A 21,143-nucleotide genomic window follows, 5' to 3' on the forward strand; every position below is an offset into this window, starting at 1 on the left:
ACCGACCCGCTGACACACCGACCCACCGACCCACCGACCCACCGACCCACCGAACCCTCAGCCCATCGTCCTCGCCCCGTCCAGCGACTCCCGGATGATGTCGGCGTGCCCGGCGTGCTGCGCCGTCTCGGCGATGAGGTGCAGCAGCACCCGCCGCACCGACCAGGAGGCGCCGGGCTCGAACCACGGCGCGGCGGGCAGCGGATGCGCCAGGTCGAGGTCCGGCAGGCTCGCCACCAGCGCGTCCGTCGCGGCGGCCACCTGCTCGTACCCGGCGAGCAGCCCGGCCAGGGTCTCCCCCTCGGCCATCCTGAACTGCCCTTCCCAGTCGACGGGTTCGGACGCCATCGCGTCCGCGCCACCGACCGCGAACCGCATCCAGCCCGCCTCGGTCCCGGCCACGTGCTTGATCAGCCCGCCCAGGCAGAGTTCGCTGGCCGTGGTGCGCCGGGCGGCCTGCTCGTCGGTGAGGTCGCGGACCGTGAAGCGCAGGAACCCCCGGTGCTTGTCGAGGGTCTGCAGCAGGTCGGCCCGCTCGCCGCCGAGCCCGGCCGCCCCGGCAGGCCGCGGCGCGCTCATTCCGCGACCATGACCGGCATGTCGCCGGCCGTCCGGCCGAGGTCGATCACACCGAACGCCGCGCCCTGCGGGTCGCCGACCGCCGCGAACCGCCCGAACGGGCTGTCCGTCGGGCCGAAGTACAGCTTTCCGCCGTGGCCGGTGACCTTGGCGACGGTGGCGTCGCAGTCGTCCACGGCGAAGTACACGCTGAGGTAGTTCGGCGCCTCGGCCGGAAGGTCGGTCGGCCCCGCCAGCATCCGGCCGAGCACCGGCTGCTCCCGGACGTGGAAGATCTTGTAGTCCACCTGCTCCGAGTCCATCCGCTTCACCGCGTAGGGGAAGACGGCCGGGAAGAAGCGGTCGGCGGCGGCCTCGTCCCGGGTGATGACCTCGGCCCAGGTGTACGCGCCCGACGCGCCCTGCTTCTCGAAGCCCTCGTGGGTACCGGCCTGCCAGACGCCGAAGACGACCCCGGCCGGGTCCTTGGCGATCACCATCGAGCCGAACTCGCCGACCGCCATCGGGCCCATCAGGACCTCGCCCCCGGCGGCGCGGATCCGCTCGGCGCTGGTGGCGGCGTCGGGCGAGGCGAGGTAGAGGCACCAGGCCGACACCGCGGTCCCGTCCTGGCCCGGCATCGGCGGGACGATCGCCGCGACCGCCTTTCCGTCGGAGTAGGCCTGGGTGTAGTTGCCGTACTCGGAGGAGGACTCACCGAAGGTCCAGCCGAGTACGTCGCCGTAGAAGGCCTTGGCGCCCTCCAGGTCGGTGAACATCGCGTCGGCCCAGCAGGGCGTTCCCTCGGGCAGTACCGGCATGGCAAAGCCTCTCGTGTGGCGTTTTGTCCCGGTTCGCCACCCTAGTCAGTACCCTGCCGACGCGCGCGCCAAAAGGCCGGCGGCCCGCCGGGGAAACCGGACCCCGGCGGGCCGCCGCACACCCCGGCCCGCCGGGGAACCGACGTGCTCAGGAACCGACCGCGACCCGGCCCGGTCCGCCCGCCACCGCGGCCGCCGAGGTACCGAGACCGGTCGGCCGCACCAGCAGCGCGCCCACCGCCGAAGCGGCCGGCTCCTCCCCCGCCCCGGCCGGTGCCACCGCCTGCTCCGCCGCCTCCCCGGCCGCGTCCCGCCCGAAGTGCCGCAGCAGGTCCTCCTCGCGGTACCGGCGGCAGTCCCGGTGCCAGACCAGGATCCCGGCGAGCCAGTTCTCCAGCTCCTTCACGTACCCGGCCAGCATCGCCCTGGCCGGTCCGTCCAGCCCGAAGTCCTCGAACAGGACCGGGAACTCCTCGGCCACCACGTGCCGGAACTGGTCCAGCCGGGAGTGCATGAGGTCGTCGACGATCCGCACCGCCGCCGGGTAGTCGCAGTCGAAGAAGTTCTGCACCACCAGCACGGCGTTGTTCAGCTCGCCGTCGAACTCCACCTCCTTCTGGTACGAGAAGAGGTCGTTCATCAGCGCCGCGTAGTCGGAGGCCGCGTTCTCCAGCGAGCGCATCGAGCCGCTGGCGTAGATCCCGTCCGGCACGACCTTCCCGTGCGCCAGCCGGGACAGACTCATGGTGAGGTCGGAGCCGAAGGTGGCGCGGCGCATCTCCAAGTAGTCGACCGGGTCCGCGATCCGGTTCTGGGCCTGGTTGTCGATCTCCCAGATCCAGCCCTCCAGCATCGTGTCGACGGAGGCACGGAGCGTCGAGCGGCCCTCGGCGGTCATCGGACCGGCGGTCCGCTCCCAGAGGTCGGCCAGCCCGCGCTCCAGCGCGTTCAGCGGCTCCGCGCCCGGCTCGCCGTCGACCGGCATCAGCAGCAGGTACCTCGCCCGCACCGCCTTGGCACCGGCCAGGTCGACGGGCCGGCCGAACGCCTTCGGGAACCAGTCGTCGGCGTAGGTTCCCCACAGCAACCAGTCGGTGGCGAGGTCGAGTTGGCCGGCACTGGCATCCGGGTAGATGCCCGCCGCGCAGAGCGCGAGGTCGTAGTCGGCCGCGTCCGCCGCACTCCAGACGCCCGCGGTCGGGTCCTCCGGCCGGGCCTCCAGCAGGCCGATCCGGCCGGCCCACTCGATCGTGTGCAGCCGCGCGGCGTCCAGGCAGGGGTTCGGCTCGACCGTGAACGGCAGCCGGAAGTCCGGCAGCAGGGACGGTCCGACGGCCTGGAAGGGCACGTGCGCGTGCGAGCGCGCCCGCCGGACCCCCGGATCGACGTCCCCGCGCGAACCGCCGACCAGCCCCGTCCCGGGCGACTCCAGGGACGCGCCGGCCCCCCGCAGGACGTCGAGCAGGGTCGCCACCGGCGAGGCCCCGACCGTCGGCGCCCAGTCCTTCGTCACCGGCCCGGTCCGGCTCAACGAGCCCAGCTCCTCGGCCAGATCGCCCAGCGCCCCGCCGGAGCGCAGCACGTCCAGCGCCGACGTCCCGACCCCGCCGATCGCGAACGGGTCCCACCAGGTGGCCGCGTCCGCCGCCGCGCCGCCGCCGTTCATGTACCGGCTGGACCGCATGTGCCACTCGTGCCCGCCGGCCTGCCAGTCCTGCAGCCCCTTGACGTACGCCAGCACCCGGGCCTGCTCCCCCGCGTCCAGCCCGGTGTCGGCGAACAGCTGCGGCAGCTCCGTCACCACGGTGTTCTCGAACTGCTGGAGGCGCGAGGTGAGCAGGCCGTTGACGGCGTCCGCGGCCTCCTGCGTCGTGCACTCCAGGAACTTCTCCAGCACCAGCACGCCGTTGCTGAGCTCGCCCTCGTCCTCGACCTCGCGCTGGTAGGAGAACAGGTCGTTGCGCAGGTGGACGCCGTCCGAGAAGGCGTCCATCAGGACCCGCAGCGGTCGCGACCCCGACACCGCGGCCGGCACCTCGGCCCCGGCCGCGTACTCGATCAGCCCCGCGGACCAGGGCGCGCCGCCCACCTTGCGGCGCATCTCGATGTACTCGACGGGGTTGGCGACCCGGCCCGCGTCGATGTTCGCGAGCTCCCACAGCGACTCGTCGAGCAGGTTCCGGGTGCTCTCGGCGAACCGCACCCGCCAGTCCTCGCCCATCGCCGGCACCGTCCGCCGCCAGAGGTCCGCCAGCCCGGCCTCGACCGGATTGGTGGGCTCGGGCGTCTCCGCGGCCGGGTCGGCCGGCATGAACAGCGGCAGCCGGTCCAGGTACGCCTTGCCGCCCACCCGGTCGTTGGTGCGCTTGAAGACGTCCAGGAAGTGGTCGTCGAAGAAGAACACCCACACGTACCAGTCGGTGACCAGCGACAGCACCTCGGCCGACGCGTCGGGGTGGGTGTAGGCGCAGAGCAGCCCGTAGTCGTGGGCGTCCAGGTCCGCCCGGGTCCAGATGCCCGACCCCTCCAGCATGCCCATCTCCCGCGCCCACACCGAGGAATGGGCCCGGGCCTGGTCGAGGTGCGGATTGAGCCGCGCCGGGTGCGGCACGTAGAAGGAGGGCAGTTCGAACGGCTGGGACACCGGGCGAGCCTTTCTGGGCGCGTCGACAAGGCCGACACAGCATTACCCGACTCCACCGCTCTCAGCCGGAGAACCGGAACAGTCATATGAGATGGACCAGTTCGATCGAACACCTGATCAACTCACCTCGCGCCATTGGATCATCAGTGCGACTGGTCGGCTCCACCCCACCCTTCCGGCCCCCACCGGTCCACTACGCTCGGACCGCGCCGGCCGAGGGCGTCACCGCGCCGCCCGCACCGGCGAATCCGGCATCCGGCAACCGACAGGGGCGCAGCTCGTGGAGTACACCGAGGTCGAGCAGAAGTTCCGACTCGTCGGCCCGGCCGACGGGTTGAAGGAGCGGCTGGCCGCGCTCGGCGCGCGGCCGGGGATTCCGTCCCGGCAGGTCGACACCTACTACAACGCGCCGCACCGGGACTTCCTCGACCAGGAGGTGGTCTCCGAGTGGTTGCGGGTGCGGGTCGAGGACGGCACGGCGTCGGTCAACTTCAAGCGGTTCCACCCGATCGCCTCGCCGGTGAAGACGCACTGCGACGAGTACGAGAGCACGGTGGCCGACGCGGAGGCGGTGCGGCGGCTGCTCGCCTCGCTCGACTTCACCGAGCTGACGGTCGTGGACAAGACCCGCGAGGAGTGGCACGTCGACGGGATCGCGGTGGCCTTCGACCTGGTCGCCGGGCTGGGCGAGTTCGTCGAGTTCGAGTTCAAGGGGGAAGCGGCCACCGTCGCCGAGGCGACCGCCCGGCTGGAGGCGTTCATCGACGGTCTCGGACCGGGCGCCGGGGCCGGGCTCGGTGAGCGGGTCCGCCTCGGCTACCCCCATCTGACGCTCGGTCTGGAATGACGGCGCCGCCGGCGCGCAGAAGTCCGCCGACGAACCAACCGGCCGCTCCAAGGAATCAGCTGGTCATGGCGTGTTGACAGGGCCCCTTCGGCGCCCGCCCGGCAGACTGGGCGCGACCCGAGTCCATGCTCCGAGGAGGTCAGCCCATGAACGTCACCGTGCGGCTCGCGCAGCAGCCCGAGGCCGACGAACTGCTCGGGCGGAGCCCGCTCGCCGCGCTCGTCGGGATGCTGCTGGACCAGCAGGTGCCCATGGAATGGGCGTTCACCGGACCGCTCACCATCGCCGGGCGGCTGGGGCACGAGGACCTGGACGCCCACGAGATCGCCACCTACAACCCGGAGGAGTTCGTCGCCCTGCTCTGCGAGAAGCCCGCGGTGCACCGCTATCCGGCGGCGATGGCCAAACGGGTGCAGCAGCTCTGCCAGTTCCTGGTGGCGCAGTACGACGGGGACGCCGCCGCGCTCTGGAAGGACGTGGCGACCGGGCGGGAACTGCTCAGCCGGCTCAACGCCCTTCCGGGGTTCGGGAAGCAGAAGTCGCAGATCTTCCTCGCCCTGCTCGGCAAGCAGTACGGCGTGCGGCCGGAGGGCTGGCGCGAGGCGGCCGGGGCGTACGGCGAGGACGGCGCGTTCCGCTCGGTCGCGGACATCACCGGCCCCGAGTCGCTGGAGCGGGTGCGGGCCACCAAGCAGGAACTGAAGCTCGCCGCCAAGGAGGAGAAGGCCGCGAAGGACGCCCTGGCGAGGTCCAAGGTCCGCGCCTGAGCCTCCGGCCGCTCCCGCCGGGCGCCGGACGTGCGGCAGGGGCCGGAGAGGACTTTCCTCTCCGGCCCCCGGCACGGAACGGAGGCGGGACGCCCGGCCCCTAGACCAGGGCGGGCTCCCGCTCGGTCTCCTCGGCGACGTCCGGAGCGGCCTGCGCCTTCCGCCGCCCCGGCAGCGCGAACATCAGCAGGAACACCACCGCGAGCACCCCGAGCACCCACCACATCGCGTGCTGGAACGCGCCCACGAACGCCGGGCCCCCGGCCGCCCCGGCCGGCACCGCGTCGAAGAACGCCACCGACACCAGCCCCAGGCCGAGCGCCAGGCCGACCTGGTTCACCGTGTTGATCAGCCCGGAGGCCGAACCGGCGTGCTCCTGCGGGACCTCCGCCAGCACCGCGTCGGTGATCGGCGCGACGATCAGGCCCATCCCCGCACCCATCACCACCAGCGGCAGCGCCATCTGCCAGGGCGCGATCCCGGTGCCGTACCGGTGCGCCTCCGCGATGTAGACGAGCACGCCGGCCGCCATCACCAGGGCGCCCGCCTGGAGCACCTTCCGGCCGAACCGGGGCACCAGTTGCTGCACCGAGACACCGGCCGCCACGGAGATCGCGATCGAGAACGGGATGCCCGTCGCACCGGCCTTCAGCGGGCTCCAGCCGAGCCCGAGCTGCATGTAGAGGGTCCAGACCAGGAAGAAGATCCCGGAGACCACACCGAAGGTCAGCTCGACACCGATGCCCGCCGCGAAGGACTTCGTCCGGAACAGCGACAGCTCCACCAGCGGCGAACCGTCCCGCCGGGTCTTGACCCGCTCGTACGCGACGAACAGCGCGAACACCGGCAGGCTCCCGGCCATCGTCAGGTGGCCCCAGAGCGGCCAGCCGGCCTCCCGGCCGTGGGTCAGCGGGTAGATCAGCATCAGCAGGCCGAGGCTGGCCAGCACCACACCCGGCAGGTCCAGCTTGAGCGCCCGGTCGGCCCTGGACTCGGTGATGAAGATCCGGCCGAGCAGCAGTCCGGCGATCCCGACCGGCAGGTTGATGAGGAAGATCGGACGCCAGCCGAGCCCGAGCACGTCCCACTCGGTCAGCACCGCACCGATCAGCGGACCGCTGACCGCGCCCAGCCCGACCACCGCGCCGAACATGCCGAACACCTTGCCGCGCTCCTCCGCCGGGAAGGTCGCGTGGATGATCGACAGCACCTGCGGCACCATCAGCGCCGCCGTCCCGCCCTGGAGGATCCGCATCGCGACCAGGACCTCCGGACCGCTCGCGAGACCGCAGAGCACCGAAGTCAGCGTGAAGCCGGCCATGCCGATCAGGAACAGTCGCTTCCGGCCGTGGATGTCACCCAGCCGACCACCGGTGATCAGTCCGATCGCGAACGCCAGCGCATACCCGCCGGTCACCCACTGCACGGCGGAGAACGACGCCCCCGTGGACTCCTGGATGCTCGGGATCGCGATGTTCACGATCGTGACGTCCACCAGGTCCATGAAGGAGGCCGTCATCACGATCGCCAGCGCGATCCACCTCCGCCGGTCCGACAGCGACACCGGCGCCGCTCCCGGCACCGGCCCCGTCACCGACACCGGCCCCGTCACCGGCCCGGTCCCCGCCCCCGAACCCGATTCCTTCTGCACCGCACGCTCCTCGTCGCCGTCCGTCATCAGCACGCGGACCACATTAGGAAGCATCTAGGTCAGATCCTGACCGCGACTTCGGGCACCCTGGAACCCATGACCGATACCCCGGCACGACTCCTCAGCCTGCTCTCCCTGCTCCAGACCCCGCGCGAGTGGCCCGGCAGCGAGCTCGCCGAACGGCTCCGGGTCAGCCCTCGCACCATCCGCCGCGACATCGACCGGCTCCGCGAGCTCGGCTACCCGGTCGAGGCCTCGATGGGCCCGATCGGCGGCTACCGGCTGGTCGCGGGCACCGCGATGCCGCCGCTGCTGCTGGACGACGAGGAGGCGGTGGCGATCGCGGTCGGCCTGCGCGCCGCCGCCGGACACGCCGTGGTCGGCATCGAGGAGGCCTCGGTGCGCGCCCTCGGCAAGCTGCTCCAGGTGCTGCCCTCCCGGCTGCGCCACCGGGTCTCCACCCTCGACCGGGCCACCCTCCCGCTGCTCGGCGGCGACGGCCCGACCGTCGACCCGGAGGACCTCACCGTGATGGCCAACGCCGTCGCCAACCACGAGCGCCTGCGCTTCGGCTACCGGGCCGGCAACGGCGCCGAGACCCACCGCCAGGTCGAGCCGGAACGCCTGGTGTCGGCCGGCCGCCGCTGGTACCTGGTCGGTTTCGACCTCGACCGGGACGACTGGCGGCTGTTCCGGGTGGACCGGGTCAGCGACCCCTTCGCGACCGGTGCCCGCTTCACCCCTCGCCCGCTCCCGGCCGAGGACGCGGCCGCGTACGTCGCGAGCAAGCTCCGCCGGGAGTCCTCCGCCCACACCCTGGACGCCACCCTGCGGCTGTCCGCCGAGGAAGCCCGGCGGCGTCTGGGCGGCTACGGCGACACCGAGGTGGAACCGGTCGACGAGCACAGCTGCCGGGTGCGCTCCCGCACCGACTCCCTGGACTGGCTGGCGATGCGCCTGCTGATGGCCGGCTGCGACTTCGAGGTGCACTCGCCGCCCGAGCTGCGCACCCTCCTGCGCACCCTCGCCGACCGCGCCGACCGCGCCGCCGACCCGGCCTGAGCCGGGTTCCTGAGCCGGGGCCGGGTTCCTGAGCCGGGGCCGGAAACGGACGGCGGCGCCGTCGCCCGCGGATCACGGGCGGCGGCGCCGCGGTCGGAAACGGTCCTCAGACCCCGAACTCGGCGGTGAGCACGGCCCGCGCCAGGGTGTGGAAGGTGATGTGGAAGCCGATCTGCGCCGCCGGGGTGTCGGCCGTGACGTCCAGGGCGTCCACGTCGAGGGCGTGCACGGCGAATGCGTAGCGGTGCGCGGGCCCGGGCGGCGGGGCCGCGCCGTCGTACTGGTTGCCCGGGAAGTCGTTGCGCCCGTGGAAGGAGCGCTCGCCCGGCAGGTCGCCGTCGGAGGCCCCGGCGCCGCGCGCCAGGCCGGCGGTGTCGGCGGGCAGTCCGAGGGCCAGCCAGTGCCACCAGCCGGAGCCGGTCGGCGCGTCCGGGTCGTAGCAGGTGACGGCGATCGAGCGGGTGCCCTCCGGCAGGCCCGACCAGGCCAGCTGCGGCGAGAGGTTGCCCCCGGCGTGGATGAACTCCTGTGCCAGCGTGCCGCCTTCGGTGATGTCCTGGCTGGTCAGCTCGAAGGACGGCACCTGCGGCAGGAACTCGTACGGCAGCGGCGGACGCACACTCATGGAGGGTCACCTCTCGGCACGGCGGGAAAAGGGGAGGCCCGGGCCCGGACACGCGGACCAGGGACAGGATTCACCTTAGTGGGGTGACCAACCGCGCTGCCCGGCCCTACAGTCGGGACATGGCTCCGAGATTCGCCCGACTGCTCCGTGACTCCCGCGCCGCACTCCTCACGATGGTCGGCGTGCTGGCCGTCATCTGGGCGGTCCAGGTGGCGAACTGGCTGGACGACTACCGGCTCTCCTACGAGTACGGCATGAGCTCGGGACGGCTCGACGAGCTGCCCGACCTGCTCACCATGCCGTTCCTGCACTTCGGTTGGGACCACATCGAGGCCAACTCCTGGCCGCTGTTCGCGTTCGGCTTCCTGGCCGCGTACCGGGGCATGAGGCGCTTCCTGCTCGCGACCGCGCTGATCGTGGTGTCCAGCGGACTGACGGTCTGGTGCTTCGAGCGCCCCGACGCCGTCACGGCGGGCGCCAGCGGTGTGGTCTACGGGTACTTCGGCTACGTGGTGCTGCGCGGGATCTTCGACCGCAACCCGGCGGACACGGTGATCGGTGTGGTCGTCGCCGCGCTCTACTCCTACCTCCTGCTGGGCGTGCTGCCGAGCGCCCAGGGGGTCAGCTGGCTGGGCCACCTCGGCGGGCTGATCGGCGGGCTGGCCGGCGCCTGGCTGCTGCGCGACCGCCGGCCCCGACGGGCACCGGACACCCCCGCCGCGACCGCGGCCGGCCCGGGCCGGGGATCCGGCAGCCCGGCCTCGGCCCTGCTCAAGGAGCTCGACGACCTGGGCATCTAGGTCGTCCCTTCCGGACCACGCCACCCCGGCCAGGTATAGACCATTCCCCGCCCCGGCGGTTAGCGTGAACGGGCACCTGCCCCCTGCTCCGGAGCCGCACCGTGGAGTCGTCCGTCCTCGCCTTCGCCACCGACCTCCTCGACGAGGGCGCCGACACCTTCTTCGGCAACCTCACCGACCGGGCCGGGGTCGGCGGTGTCACCCTCGCCTCGGTCTACCACGAGGCCCGCGACGTCTTCCCGCACAACCCCCGCCGGGTGATCCGCTACCTGGAGCCGGGCGCGGCCTACTTCCGCCCCGACCCGGCCCGCTGGTCCGGGCAGCGGCTGCGGCCCGTGCCCTCCACCGCGATCGGCGACCGCGATCCGTTCGCCGAGGCCGCCGAGGAGGCCCGCCGGCGTGGCCTGAAGCTGCACGCGTGGACGGTTTTCTGCCACAACGACCGGCTCGGCTTCGAACACCCGGACTGCGCGCCCGCCAACGCCTTCGGGGACCGCCACCTCACCGAGCTCTGCCCGGCCCACCCCGAGGTCCGCGCGTACGCCCGCACCCTGGTCACCGAGCTGGCCCGGTACGGCGTGGACGCGGTCCGGGCCGAGTCGCTGCACTTCCACGGCTTGCGCCACGGCTACCACCACGAGCGCTACTTCGAGGAGCTGGGCGCGGCCGCCGAGGCCCTGCTCGGCCTCTGCTTCTGCGCGCACTGCCGGGCCGCCGCCGTCCGCGCGGGCGTCCCCGCCGAGGAGGCCGCCGCGGCGGTCCGCACCGAGCTGCGCCGCCGGCTGGCCGACGACACCGCCGCCGCCGAGCCCGCCGCGCTGGACGAGCTGGCCGGCGGCGCCGTGGCCGCCTACGTGGACGCCTCGGCCGCGACCGTGACCTCGCTGGCCGCCGAGCTGACCGAGGAGGCGGCCCGCCACGGCATGCGGCTGAGCTTCATGGACGGCGGCGGCCCGGGCACCGGCTGGCTGTCCGGGATCGACCTGCCGGGGCTGGCGAAGGCCGCCCACCAGATCGAGACGCTGGGCTACGCCCGCACGCCCGAGGCGGTCCGGGAGAAGCTCGCCGCCTTCGCCCTGCACGGCGTGCGTCCGCAGGACATGGCGGTGATCCTGCGCCCGATGGCCTCGGACTGCGACGGCCCGGCCAACCTCGCCGCCAAGATCGCCGTGCTGCGCGAGCTGGGCGTCCCGGAGGTCGAGTTCTACCACTACGGCCTGATGCGGCTGTCCTCCCTCGACCGGATCGGCGCCGCCCTGGCCTGAAGCTGCCACGGCCGGAACCGATCGCTCACCCGTACGGCTGAATCTGGCCGTGCCGACACGTGCTCCCTAAGCTCCCCCTCAGTCGTGATCGTCCGACGAGGGGGAGCACCCATGACCGCATCACCGATCAGCCGCCGCCGTCTGCTCGCCGGAGCCGCCGGCACCGCCGGGGCCGCCGCCCTGGCGGGCACCGTCGGCGCCACCGGGGCCGCCGCGGCCACCGTCCCGGCGCCCAGCCCGTACACGCTGAAGCTGCCGCACCAGATCGAGGCCGAGGCCCTGGTCGACAACCTGCGCCTGCGTCCCTGGGACCAGAACGCCAACCGATACAAGACGGCCGGCGAGTTCGAGGACGTCCACACCACCGTCCGCTGGGGCACCGCCGGCCACCCGGAGGAGTTCTACAACCTGGCCCAGTGCTCGTCCTTCATCACCCTGGCCCTCCAGCGCGCCTACGGCACCCAGCCCACCGTGCCCGCCGGCACGCCGATGCCGTGGGGCGGCTACAGCTACGGCTGGGCGACCCGGGAGTACTTCCAGCAGTACTTCATCAAGGACCCGGCCAACACCAACCCCTACCCGACCGCCGAGAAGTACCAGCAGGCCTTCCTCGACCCGGACGCCCTCCCGCACTTCACCCGCGTCACCAAGCCGGTGAACCTGCGCCCCGGCGACCTGGTGGCCCTCGACTACCACCCCGACGAGGACGGCTCCAAGCCGTACACCGGCCACATCGTCATGATCCGCGAGCGCAAGGGCACCTGGTCGGACGCGGCGGTGGACGCCAAGCTCGGCCGTCCGGTCGTGCCGTACGTCTTCGAGATCATCGACTGCACCAGCGACCCGCACGGCAACCCGGCGAACGGCGGCACCGCGACCGACCTCTACCGGGCCTTCCCCGACACCCGGATCGAGGAGGTCCCCACCACCGGCGGCACCTCGGCCTGGCGGGAGCACGACGGCGTCGGCTACGGCCACATGGTCTTCTACGCGGACGCCGACACCAAGCTGTTCGCCGGCTACCGGTGGAGCCTCAACAGCACGGTGCCGCGCTCCGTCGCCGAGCGCCCGATCTCGGCCGGCCGGGTCTGGCTCACCGACAGCATCTGAGCCGGGAGCGCCCCTTCACCGCCGCCGCCGGGACGTCCCGAACAGGCTCCGGGAGATCTCCCGCCCGAGCTGGGTCCCGGCGGAGCGGGCGAAGGACTTGAGCGCCGGGTTGTTCATCAGCGACCCCAGCAGCCCGCCGCTCTCCTGCGCCCGCTCCGGCGCCCGCTCCGACGGGCGTTCCGGCGCCCGCTCCCGCTCGGGCTCCGCACCGCCCCCGGGCTCCGGCACCGGTTCCGCCTCCGGCCGGGCCGCCCGCGCCGCCAGCTTCTCGTACGCCGACTCCCGGTCGATCGCGTCCCGGTACTTCCCGGCCAGCGCCGACCCGTCCACCGCGGCCTGCAGCGCCGCCGGCCCGATCGGCCCCATCAGCGACTGCGGCGCCCGCAGCCTGGTCGCCGCCACCGGCGTCGGCGCGCCCTTCTCGGACAGCACGGTGATCACCGCCTCACCGGTCCCGAGCGAGGTCAGCACCTCCCCCAGGTCGTAGGCGGGCGACTTCGGGAAGGTCGAGACGGTCGCCTTCAGCGCCTTGGCGTCGTCCGGGGTGAACGCCCGCAGCGCGTGCTGCACCCGGTTGCCCAGCTGCGCCAGCACGTCCGCCGGCACGTCCTTCGGCGTCTGGGTGACGAAGAAGATCCCGACCCCCTTCGAGCGGATCAGCCGGACGGTCTGGGTGATCGCCTCCAGGAAGGCCTTGGAGGCGCCCTTGAACAGCAGGTGCGCCTCGTCGAAGAAGAACACCAGCTTCGGCCGGTCGAGGTCCCCGACCTCCGGCAGCTCCTGGTAGAGATCGGCGAGCAGCCACATCAGGAAGGTCGAGAACAGCCGCGGCCGGTCCTGCACCGCCGGCAGCTCCAGCACCGAGACCACGCCCGCGCCGCCGTCCGCCGTCCGCAGCAGCTCCGCGGTGTCGAACTCCGGCTCGCCGAAGAACGCCCCGGCCCCCTCGTTCTCCAGCAGGGTGAGCGAGCGCAGGATCACCCCGGCGGTGGCGGCGGAGATCCCGCCGATGCCCTTCAGCTCCTCCTTGCCCTCGGGCGAGGTCAGGAAGGCGATGACCGCCGTGAGGTCCTTGAGGTCGTAGAGCTCCAGACCGTTGCGGTCGGCGTAGTGGAAGACCAGACCGAGCGAGGCCTCCTGGGTCTCGTTCAGGTCCAGCACCTTGGCCAGCAGCAGCGGGCCGAAGCTGGTCACGGTCGCCCGCAGCGGGATGCCGCTGCCCAGGCCCCCGAGCGCGTAGAACTCGGCCGGGCAGCCGTGCGGCCGCCAGTCCTGGCCCACCTCGGCGGCCCGGGCCGCGGTCCGCTCCCCCGGCTCGCCGGGGGCGGCCACCCCGGAGACGTCCCCCTTGATGTCGGCGAGGAACACCGGCACGCCCTGGGCGGACAGCTGCTCGGCGATCAGCTGGAGGGTCTTGGTCTTGCCGGTGCCGGTGGCTCCCGCCACCAGCCCGTGCCGGTTGAGCACCGCGAGCGGCACCCGCACCGGGGCACCGGCGTACGCGGTGCCGTCCAGCAGCACCGCGCCGAGGTCCAGCGCGGGCCCGGTGAAGGCGTACCCGTCGGCGATCTCCCGGACGGCGGACGGAACGAGAGCGGACATCGGGCACCCTCCCGGGCGGTGCGGCGGCCCCGCGGGCCGGAGGAACGGGTATCGATCCCGCGAGATCCCGCGAGGGATCTACACGACATTTCCCATGAAACAGCCGCAATCCACCGCCCGCAGCTCGCACCGGTGCGCGTGGCGACCCCACGGCTGCTGGGCCATCCGCCGTCCGAACGGTAGGCTTTCCGTGTGATCTTCAAGCGCATCGGCAATGGTCGGCCGTACCCGGATCACGGCCGTACCAGCACCCGCCAGTGGGCGGACGTCGCCCCGCGCCCGGTGCGACTCGACCAGCTGGTGACCACCAAGGGACAACTGGATCTGGAGACCCTCCTGGCGGAGGACTCCACCTTCTACGGGGACCTCTTCGCGCACGTCGTGAAGTGGCACGGGGACCTGTACCTGGAGGACGGACTGCACCGCGCGGTCCGCGCCGCGCTCCAGCAGCGCCAGGTGCTGCACGCCCGTGTCCTCGAGATGGAATGACCACCGGGCCGGTTCACCCGGCCGCACGTGTCGGACCGCCCCCCGGTCAGTACCGGGGGGCGGTCCGTTCGTACCGGGGTGCCGCCATTCGGGTCCCGGAGTACCCCGGATGATGATCGTTTAGTACCTTCGCGGCAGTACGGCACTAATCTGCTGACTACGGCCGCGATCGCCTTCCCGCGACGCCGCGCCGCACCTTCACCCGATCCCCGCCCCGGCACGAGGGGGAGACAAACCGTGAGCATGTTGACTCCCCAAGGTCTGAAGGGGAAGCAGTACCGGATCACCGGCAACGCCTATCCGCGACTGGGCCGCCCGCCGAAGAAGAGCCGCAAGGTGTTCGCACTGCTCGGCGCGCTGCTCGCGCTGGCGCTGATCGGCCTCGGCGGCGTCCAGCTCTGGGACATCTTCAGCGGCAAGGGCAAGAACGCCTCCGCCCAGGCCTGCGCCGGACCCTCCGGCAAGCCGCTGGCCGCCCCGACCCCGGAGGCGCCGACCGTCCCCGGCACGGCCGCCGCCCCGATCGACCCGGCGGCGGTCCCGCAGCCCGCGGCCGTCACCGTGAACGTCTACAACGCGACCGCCAAGGCGGGCCTGGCCGCCCGCACCGCCGAGGAGCTCAAGAAGCGGGGCTTCACCATCGGCAAGGTCGGCAACGCCCCGGCGGAGCTGGACAAGAAGGTGCCCGGCACCGCCCAGGTGGTCGCCGGCCCGGCCGGCGCCGGAGCGGCCACCCTGGTCGGCTCGGTGATCGCCGGAGCCACCAGCACCGCCGACGCCCGGACCGACGGCACCGTGGACTTCGTCATCGGCGACAGCTACAACACGCTGCTCGACGACACCCAGGCCGCCGCCGCACTGGCGCTGGCCACCCGGCCGGTCCCCGCCCCGAGCAGCACCGGCAGCTGCTGACCCGCCCGGGGCCCGGCCCCGGACCCGAACGCGACGGAGCCCCCCGGTTCACCACCGGGGGGGCTCCGTCGCATCCGTGTCCGGACGGGTTCAGCCCGCGGTGCCGTACAGGCGGTCGCCCGCGTCGCCGAGACCCGGGACGATGTAGCCGTTCTCGTTCAGCCGCTCGTCGACGGCCGCGGTGACCACGGTGACCGGCAGGCCGGACAGCTCGCGCTCCATCACCTCGACGCCCTCCGGGGCGGCCAGCAGCACCACGGCGGTGACATCGGTGGCGCCGCGCTCGATCAGCATCCGGATCGCCGCGACCAGCGTGCCGCCGGTGGCCAGCATCGGGTCGAGCACGTACACCTGGCGGCCGGACAGGTCGTCCGGCATCCGGGTGGCGTAGGTGGAGGCCTCCAGGGTCTCCTCGTTGCGCACCATGCCCAGGAAACCGACCTCGGCGGTCGGCAGCAGCCGGGTCATGCCGTCCAGCATGCCGAGGCCGGCCCGCAGGATCGGCACCACCAGCGGGCGCGGGTAGGACAGCCGGGTGCCGGTGGTGACGGCCACCGGGGTGGTGATCTCCACCTCCTCGGTGCGGACGTCCCGGGTGGCCTCGTACGCGAGGAGGGTCACCAGCTCGTCGGTCAGGCGACGGAAGGTCGGCGAGTCGGTGCGCTCGTCGCGCAGGGTGGAGAGCTTGTGGGCGACCAGGGGGTGGTCGACGACGTGGATCCGCATGCGTCGAGGTTAGCCCGCGCCCGGACGCCCGTACGACACGCCGTGCCAGACCGCGCCGCGCGCCGCCCGGACCGGCCCTCACTCTGCCGTGACGCGCGGTGACGCACCGCGAATGTCCGGACGGAACGGCCTCCTGTGGTATCAACCCGGCCGATCTGGGAAAGTCAGGTCCTATGACGAGCAACCCGCACCACGGGAACGGCTCGGCGGACGGGGCCCCGACCTCGTCGGGCGGCCTCTCGGGCCCGCCCCCGGACCGTCCGGAGACCGAGGCGGAGCGCCGCAGGCGCCGCGCTGTCTTCCTGCGCGAACTCACCGAGGCCCGCGAACTGCGTGAGCGGGTCCAGCCGCGCCGCACCAAGGAACGCCGGATGCGCGAGGCGATGCGGATGCGAACCTTCCGGATCTGACGGGCTCTCCACGGGTTCTCCACAGTCCCGCTGCCACCCGGTCGCCGTACACCGTCCGGCGGCCAACCCTTCCGACACGACCTGCAAAGACGCGCTGCAGAACACCCCCCGCAGAGCCTGGCTTTCTGTCACGATTCCGATGGGACGGTCCGAACAGCGGGCCGCCTCTGGCGCGGGGGCGGCCAGTTCCGCGTCGCCCGAGCGCGCCGACAGCCGAGACGAGATCTTGGGAGTGTCCCTGGTGGCGTACTTCGCTGCAGTGCTTGCTCGCTCCGAGGACGGGTGGGACGTGAGCGAGACGGAGCTCGACTCCGTCGAAACCCTCGCCGACCTGGCCGATCTGGCCCGCGGGGCGGCCCAGGACGACGACAGCGTCCTGGTCTTCATCGAACAGGAGGACGCCTGGTTCGCCATCGTCCGGGTGGACGGCGAGGAGGACCCGCGCATCTTCGTGTCGGACGGCGCCGCCGCCGCCCGCAGCTCCTACGGCTCGGTCCTCACCGACGAACTGGTGGACCAGGCCGGCGAGAGCGAGTTCGGCGACCTCGACAACCTGGTCGCCGAGCTGGAGGAGGAGGCCGAGGCCGAGGAGCAGGACGACGAGGAGGGCGAGGGCCACAACGGTGTCCCGGTCGGCCCGCTCGGCGACGCGCACCTGCTGACCGAGTTCGGACTCGCCGCGGACGCCCTGCTCTCCCTCAGCGGCGAGGGCGCGGTGCCCGGCGACGCCCTGGAGGAGATCGCCGAGGCGCTCGGCTGCGGCGAGGTGCTGGAGGCCGTCCGGTAACACCCCGTGTCCACCGCCCGCACGGCCGGACCCCCGCCATGCCCGACACTGGATGCCATGCAGTCCGCCCGCCCGATCCCACCGCTGCCCGCTCCCGTCCGCCCCGATCCGGTCCGCGACCGCTGGGCGGCGCCGATGCGCCTCGCCATCGCCGAGGCCGCCCTGGCGCCGGCCACCGGTGACGTCCCGGTCGGGGCGCTCGTCCTCGGCCCCGACGGCGAGATCATCGGCCGGGGCCACAACGTGCGCGAGGCCGTCGGGGACCCGACCGGCCACGCCGAGGTGGTCGCGGTCCGCGAGGCCGCGCGCAGGGTCGGCGAATGGCGGCTGAGCGGCTGCACCCTCGTCGTCACCCTGGAGCCGTGCACCATGTGCGCGGGCGCGATCGTGCTCGCCCGGATCGACCGCGTGGTCTACGGCGCCCTCGACGAGAAGGCCGGCGCGGCCGGCTCGCTCTTCGACGTGATGCGCGACCGGCGGCTCAACCACCGCCCCGAGGTGATCCCGGGCGTCCTCGCCGACGAATGCGGCGAGCAGCTCCGCGCCTTCTTCGACACCCAGCGCGGACCCACCCCCGCGGCCGCCCCGGACAAGGATTTCGTTCCCGCGCCACCCGTCCGGTAGAGTTCCCCTCGGTAGCGTGTCCGAGCGGCCAAAGGAGCACGCCTCGAAAGCGTGTGTGGGGGCAACTTCACCGTGGGTTCGAATCCCACCGCTACCGCCAGTCAGACCGAGAGCCCGTCCGGAGATCCGGACGGGCTCTCGGCATTCCCGCCCACGGGCGGGCGGGGCGCGGGCGGGCACCGGCGGCACCCGGGTGCGGAGACGAGGAGCGGAGACGAAAAAGGGCTCCGTACCCGTCGGCCGATGACCACCAACGCCTGTCGAGTACGGAGCCTGGAAGGGGGGAGCGGCTCGGGGGGACTGACCGCTCCCCCGGGCGGAGTCCCACAACCGGGGGCCGCGTCGGGGGGAAGTCGCGGCACCCGGTCCCACAGCGGGGGCTCCGGATCCATGTACCGGTGATTCCTGCCAGATCCTCGGTACATCAACCATCCTGCCGTCCGCGGCGGGCCCCGGCACCCGGAGAAAGGCCCCTGTCGCGGGGACCTTCGTCCCGCCGGGTGAACGCGTCGCACACTTGATAGACCGTCCGGGTGGATAAGCTGCCCGTTGCACGGGCCGCTCGGGGACCGAACGGCGGCGGCCCACAGCAGGGAGGAAGGTCACCGGATGGCGCAGGCGAAGAAGATCGGAATGGTTCTCCTGCTCATCTTCGTGCTCTACACGATCATCACCTCGCCGGCCCGGTCGGCCGAGCTGGTGCAGTCGGGGTTCGAAGGCATCTCCAACGCCGCCAAGGCGATCGGCACGTTCATGACCGGCCTGGTGAAGTAGTCCGGGACCCACCGGCTACGGTGGGCCCGACATCCGACCCCGTCCGCGAGGAGCGGCACCGTGATCCGCCACCTGGTCCTGTTCAAGCTCAACGAAGGCGTCAGCAAGGACGACGAGCGCGCGCTCGCCGGCGCCAAGGCCTTCGCCGAGCTCGGCCCGGTCGTCCCCGAGCTGCGCGAGTGGGAGTGCGGCTGGAACACCACCGACCGCGACGTCGCCCACGACTACGCCATCAACAGCCTGGTCGAGGACCGCGAGGCCCTCCAGGCGTACCTCACCCACCCGGCCCACCAGGCCGCGGCCGCCCAGTGGCGCGAGTTCGCCACCTGGGTGATCGCCGACATCGAGGTCTGACCCCGGCGGGCCCCCTCCGGACACCCCGGCCCCGGCCGGCGCGTCCCCCGGACGGCCCGCGGCGCCCCGCCCGGCACCCGGGCGGGGCGCCTTGCTCTGTCCCGGAACGATCCCCGGCCGGCCCCTCCGGCGGGACCGCCGGCAACCGGGCGCCGCACCAACACACCTCCACGCGGTACTTGCCCGACATGTGCCCGCCTTGTGATGCTATGACCGGTTTTGCCGGACATGGTGAGGTGAGGAACGAGACAGGGCACCCGGTCCGCAGGTCCCACCGTTGTCGACATTGGGAGGGGTGACGTGTCCGTGCGGACACCAGGGAGCGCACCGGACGACGAGGTGCTCGCCACCGTGATCAGTCCGGCCGGAGAGCTCCGCCCGGACGGCCTGCGCGGCCCCGGCGGACGCCCCGCCGTCGATGTCCGGACCCTCACCCGGGTGCTCTTCGAACGGCTGGCCGAGCTGCCCCCCGACGCCCCCGAGCGGGAACGGGTCCGGGCCGCGCTGATCGAGGTCAACATCCCGCTGGTCCGGTACGCCGCCACCCGCTTCCGCAGCCGCAGCGAGCCGATGGAGGACGTCGTCCAGGTCGGCACCATCGGGCTGATCAACGCCATCGACCGCTTCGACCCCGGCCGCGGCGTGCAGTTCCCGACCTACGCGCTGCCGACCATCCTCGGCGAGATCAAGCGATACTTCCGCGACAACGTCCGCACCATGCACGTCCCGCGCCGGCTCCAGGAGCTCTGGGTGCAGGTCAGCGGGGCGATGGAGGAGCTCACCGTGGTCCACGGGCGGACTCCCAAGGTGCCGGAGATCGCCGCCAGCCTGCGCATCCCCGAGGAGGACGTCCGGGCCTGCCTGGACGCCGGACGGGCCTACAACGCGGCCTCCCTGGAGGCGGCCCAGGAGCACGAGGGCGGCCTCGCGCTGCTCGACCGGCTCGGCTACGAGGACTCCGCACTGGCCGAGGTCGAGCACCGGGACATGGTCCGCCACCTGCTGGTCCAGCTGCCCGAACGGGAGCGACGGATCGTCATGCTGCGCTTCTTCGCCAATCTGACGCAGTCGCAGATCAGCACCGAGCTCGGGATGTCCCAGATGCACGTCTCCCGGCTGCTGTCCCGGATCCTGACCAGGCTCAGGACCGGCAACTCCTGGGACGACTGACCGGCCCGCCGCGTCACGGCCCGACAACGGGGCGTCACCGCCGCGTGACATCTTGCGACGTTCGGGTTTGCCGGGGATCGTGAGCCGGTATGGAGGGGGGAAGAGGGCCGGCCGCGAGCACGGGAACGTTCCCCCGGCGGCACCCGTTGGACCGTCAGTCACGAGGGGGTGGGTGCATGTCCGGAGACCTGGGCACTGCGGAGATCCACGCTGAAGCGGCCTCCGCCGCGCAGATCCCGCTCCAGCGGGCCGGGACGGCGCCGGACGCCGCGACAGCGCCGGACACCGGACCGGCGCCGGGCCCCGGGGCCGCGCCCGACGCCGGAGCCGCACCCGACACCGGAGCCGCGCCGGGTCCCGCGCTCGACACCCGGACGCTCTCCCGCTCGCTGTTCGTGCGGCTGGGCGCCCTGGCGCCGGGCAGCGCCGAGCACACCTACGTCCGCGACACCCTCATCGAGCTCAACCTGCCGCTGGTGCGCTACGCCTCGGCGCGGTTCCGCAGCCGCAACGAGCCGATGGAGGACATCGTCCAGGTCGGCACCATCGGCCTGATCAAGGCGATCGACCGCTTCGACCCGGAGCGCGGTGTCGAGTTCCCGACCTTCGCGATGCCGACGGTGGTCGGCGAGATCAAGCGCTTCTTCCGCGACACCAGTTGGTCGGTGCGGGTGCCCCGGCGGCTCCAGGAGCTGCGGCTGGCGCTCACCAAGGCCGGCGACGAGCTCGCCCAGCGGCTCGACCGCTCCCCGACCGTCGCCGAGCTGGCCGCCTGCCTCGGCGTCAGCGAGGAGGACGTGGTGGAGGGCCTGGCGGTCGGGAACGCCTACACGGCGAGCTCGCTGGACTCCAGCCCGAGCGACGAGGACGGCGAGGGCCCGCTGGCCGACCGGCTCGGCTACGAGGACCTCGCGCTGGAGGGCGTGGAGTACCGGGAGTCGCTCAAGCCGCTGCTGGCCAAGCTGCCGCCGCGCGAGCGCCGGATCATCATGCTGCGCTTCTTCGGCAATCTGACGCAGTCCCAGATCGGCGAGGAGATCGGCATCTCCCAGATGCACGTCTCCCGGCTGCTCACCAAGACCCTCACCCAGCTGCGCGAGGGCCTGACCACCGAGGGGTGAGCCGGGGGGGCGAGCCGAGGGGCG

22 protein-coding genes and 1 tRNA gene are annotated in these 21,143 nt (G+C 72.7%); 16 read left to right on the plus strand and 7 right to left on the minus strand.

Translation table 11 applies throughout. From position 1 onward, the window contains the following. Positions 1 to 57: 57 nt before the first annotated feature. The 3 genes from BLU95_RS18690 to BLU95_RS44160 all read right to left on the minus strand — a co-directional run bounded on the left by BLU95_RS18690 (position 58) and on the right by BLU95_RS44160 (position 4,023). Positions 58 to 579, minus strand: coding sequence for a DinB family protein (locus BLU95_RS18690; protein WP_093861038.1), 522 nt, complete (start codon positions 577 to 579; stop codon positions 58 to 60). Continuing rightward, positions 576 to 1,379, minus strand: coding sequence for a VOC family protein (locus tag BLU95_RS18695; protein WP_093861039.1), 804 nt, complete (start codon positions 1,377 to 1,379; stop codon positions 576 to 578). The genes BLU95_RS18690 and BLU95_RS18695 overlap by 4 nt, the downstream gene beginning before the upstream one ends. Positions 1,380 to 1,527: 148 nt before the next feature. Further along, positions 1,528 to 4,023 carry a terpene synthase family protein gene (locus tag BLU95_RS44160; protein ID WP_231978634.1) on the minus strand — a complete coding sequence of 832 codons (2,496 nt, stop codon included), beginning with the start codon at positions 4,021 to 4,023 and terminating at the stop codon, positions 1,528 to 1,530. Positions 4,024 to 4,303: 280 nt separating this feature from the next. On the opposite strand from BLU95_RS44160, the gene cyaB reads away from it, so the two are divergent. Continuing rightward, positions 4,304 to 4,870, plus strand: a complete 567-nt coding sequence (gene cyaB, locus BLU95_RS18705) for a class IV adenylate cyclase (RefSeq protein WP_159424935.1) — start codon at positions 4,304 to 4,306, stop codon at positions 4,868 to 4,870. A 146-nt stretch (positions 4,871 to 5,016) separates the two neighbouring features. Then, a complete protein-coding gene (locus tag BLU95_RS18710) occupies positions 5,017 to 5,637 on the plus strand; it encodes an HhH-GPD-type base excision DNA repair protein (RefSeq protein ID WP_093861041.1) in 621 nt (206 codons plus the stop codon). A 100-nt stretch (positions 5,638 to 5,737) separates the two neighbouring features. On the opposite strand, the gene BLU95_RS18715 is transcribed toward BLU95_RS18710, so the two are convergent. Next, on the minus strand, positions 5,738 to 7,156 hold the full coding sequence (locus BLU95_RS18715; RefSeq protein WP_231978793.1) for an MFS transporter: 1,419 nt from the start codon (positions 7,154 to 7,156) through the stop codon (positions 5,738 to 5,740). A gap of 228 nt (positions 7,157 to 7,384) precedes the next feature. Here BLU95_RS18715 and BLU95_RS18720 point away from each other — a divergent pair, with 228 nt between their 5' ends. After that, positions 7,385 to 8,350 (plus strand): helix-turn-helix transcriptional regulator, encoded by a 966-nt coding sequence (locus BLU95_RS18720; protein WP_093861042.1) that lies wholly within the window; start codon positions 7,385 to 7,387, stop codon positions 8,348 to 8,350. Positions 8,351 to 8,456: 106 nt separating this feature from the next. Here the strand turns inward: BLU95_RS18720 and BLU95_RS18725 are convergent, their stop codons facing one another. Next, positions 8,457 to 8,975: a YbhB/YbcL family Raf kinase inhibitor-like protein gene (locus BLU95_RS18725; protein ID WP_093861043.1), complete on the minus strand. Its 519-nt coding sequence runs from the start codon at positions 8,973 to 8,975 to the stop codon at positions 8,457 to 8,459. A 119-nt stretch (positions 8,976 to 9,094) separates the two neighbouring features. On the opposite strand from BLU95_RS18725, the gene BLU95_RS18730 reads away from it, so the two are divergent. The 3 genes from BLU95_RS18730 (at position 9,095) to BLU95_RS18740 (ending at position 12,150) form a co-directional block, all read left to right on the plus strand. After that, positions 9,095 to 9,775 carry a rhomboid family intramembrane serine protease gene (locus tag BLU95_RS18730; protein ID WP_093864966.1) on the plus strand — a complete coding sequence of 227 codons (681 nt, stop codon included), beginning with the start codon at positions 9,095 to 9,097 and terminating at the stop codon, positions 9,773 to 9,775. Positions 9,776 to 9,876: 101 nt separating this feature from the next. Then, the gene (locus BLU95_RS18735) at positions 9,877 to 11,040 is read left to right on the plus strand and encodes a hypothetical protein (RefSeq protein ID WP_093861044.1); all 1,164 of its coding nucleotides are present in this window, start codon (positions 9,877 to 9,879) and stop codon (positions 11,038 to 11,040) included. A 111-nt stretch (positions 11,041 to 11,151) separates the two neighbouring features. Continuing rightward, the gene (locus BLU95_RS18740) at positions 11,152 to 12,150 is read left to right on the plus strand and encodes a hypothetical protein (protein WP_093861045.1); all 999 of its coding nucleotides are present in this window, start codon (positions 11,152 to 11,154) and stop codon (positions 12,148 to 12,150) included. Between the two features lie 15 nt (positions 12,151 to 12,165). Here BLU95_RS18740 and BLU95_RS18745 read toward each other — a convergent pair whose 3' ends face one another. After that, a complete protein-coding gene (locus BLU95_RS18745; RefSeq protein WP_093861046.1) occupies positions 12,166 to 13,752 on the minus strand; it encodes a helicase HerA-like domain-containing protein in 1,587 nt (528 codons plus the stop codon). Between the two features lie 192 nt (positions 13,753 to 13,944). Between BLU95_RS18745 and BLU95_RS18750 the strand changes: the two genes are divergently transcribed. Both BLU95_RS18750 and BLU95_RS18755 read left to right on the plus strand, forming a co-directional pair. After that, positions 13,945 to 14,241 carry a type II toxin-antitoxin system VapB family antitoxin gene (locus BLU95_RS18750; protein ID WP_030061387.1) on the plus strand — a complete coding sequence of 99 codons (297 nt, stop codon included), beginning with the start codon at positions 13,945 to 13,947 and terminating at the stop codon, positions 14,239 to 14,241. Between the two features lie 243 nt (positions 14,242 to 14,484). Further along, positions 14,485 to 15,153, plus strand: coding sequence for a LytR C-terminal domain-containing protein (locus BLU95_RS18755; protein WP_231978794.1), 669 nt, complete (start codon positions 14,485 to 14,487; stop codon positions 15,151 to 15,153). 90 nt (positions 15,154 to 15,243) lie between these two features. On the opposite strand, the gene upp is transcribed toward BLU95_RS18755, so the two are convergent. Continuing rightward, entirely contained in the window at positions 15,244 to 15,879 is a 636-nt protein-coding gene (upp, locus tag BLU95_RS18760; protein WP_093861048.1) for a uracil phosphoribosyltransferase, read from the minus strand. Between the two features lie 173 nt (positions 15,880 to 16,052). On the opposite strand from upp, the gene BLU95_RS18765 reads away from it, so the two are divergent. The 8 genes from BLU95_RS18765 to BLU95_RS18795 all read left to right on the plus strand — a co-directional run bounded on the left by BLU95_RS18765 (position 16,053) and on the right by BLU95_RS18795 (position 21,119). Beyond that, positions 16,053 to 16,289, plus strand: coding sequence for a hypothetical protein (locus BLU95_RS18765; protein WP_093861049.1), 237 nt, complete (start codon positions 16,053 to 16,055; stop codon positions 16,287 to 16,289). Positions 16,290 to 16,578: 289 nt separating this feature from the next. Beyond that, positions 16,579 to 17,076: a tRNA adenosine deaminase-associated protein gene (locus BLU95_RS18770; RefSeq protein WP_231978635.1), complete on the plus strand. Its 498-nt coding sequence runs from the start codon at positions 16,579 to 16,581 to the stop codon at positions 17,074 to 17,076. A 57-nt stretch (positions 17,077 to 17,133) separates the two neighbouring features. Continuing rightward, complete coding sequence (gene tadA / locus BLU95_RS18775; protein ID WP_231978636.1) at positions 17,134 to 17,700, plus strand: tRNA adenosine(34) deaminase TadA; 567 nt, start codon at positions 17,134 to 17,136, stop codon at positions 17,698 to 17,700. 10 nt (positions 17,701 to 17,710) lie between these two features. Continuing rightward, a tRNA-Ser gene (locus BLU95_RS18780) sits at positions 17,711 to 17,800 on the plus strand. A 533-nt stretch (positions 17,801 to 18,333) separates the two neighbouring features. Next, on the plus strand, positions 18,334 to 18,474 hold the full coding sequence (locus BLU95_RS42905) for a hypothetical protein (protein ID WP_162497185.1): 141 nt from the start codon (positions 18,334 to 18,336) through the stop codon (positions 18,472 to 18,474). A 60-nt stretch (positions 18,475 to 18,534) separates the two neighbouring features. After that, positions 18,535 to 18,828: a Dabb family protein gene (locus tag BLU95_RS18785; RefSeq protein ID WP_093861050.1), complete on the plus strand. Its 294-nt coding sequence runs from the start codon at positions 18,535 to 18,537 to the stop codon at positions 18,826 to 18,828. A 300-nt stretch (positions 18,829 to 19,128) separates the two neighbouring features. Next, positions 19,129 to 19,998 (plus strand): RNA polymerase sigma factor SigF, encoded by an 870-nt coding sequence (locus tag BLU95_RS18790; protein ID WP_093861051.1) that lies wholly within the window; start codon positions 19,129 to 19,131, stop codon positions 19,996 to 19,998. A 176-nt stretch (positions 19,999 to 20,174) separates the two neighbouring features. After that, positions 20,175 to 21,119: an RNA polymerase sigma factor SigF gene (locus BLU95_RS18795; protein WP_400752440.1), complete on the plus strand. Its 945-nt coding sequence runs from the start codon at positions 20,175 to 20,177 to the stop codon at positions 21,117 to 21,119. Positions 21,120 to 21,143: the final 24 nt, after the last annotated feature.

The sequence above is a fragment of the Streptomyces sp. TLI_053 genome (genome assembly GCF_900105395.1).
Classification (GTDB): Bacteria; Actinomycetota; Actinomycetes; order Streptomycetales; family Streptomycetaceae; genus Kitasatospora.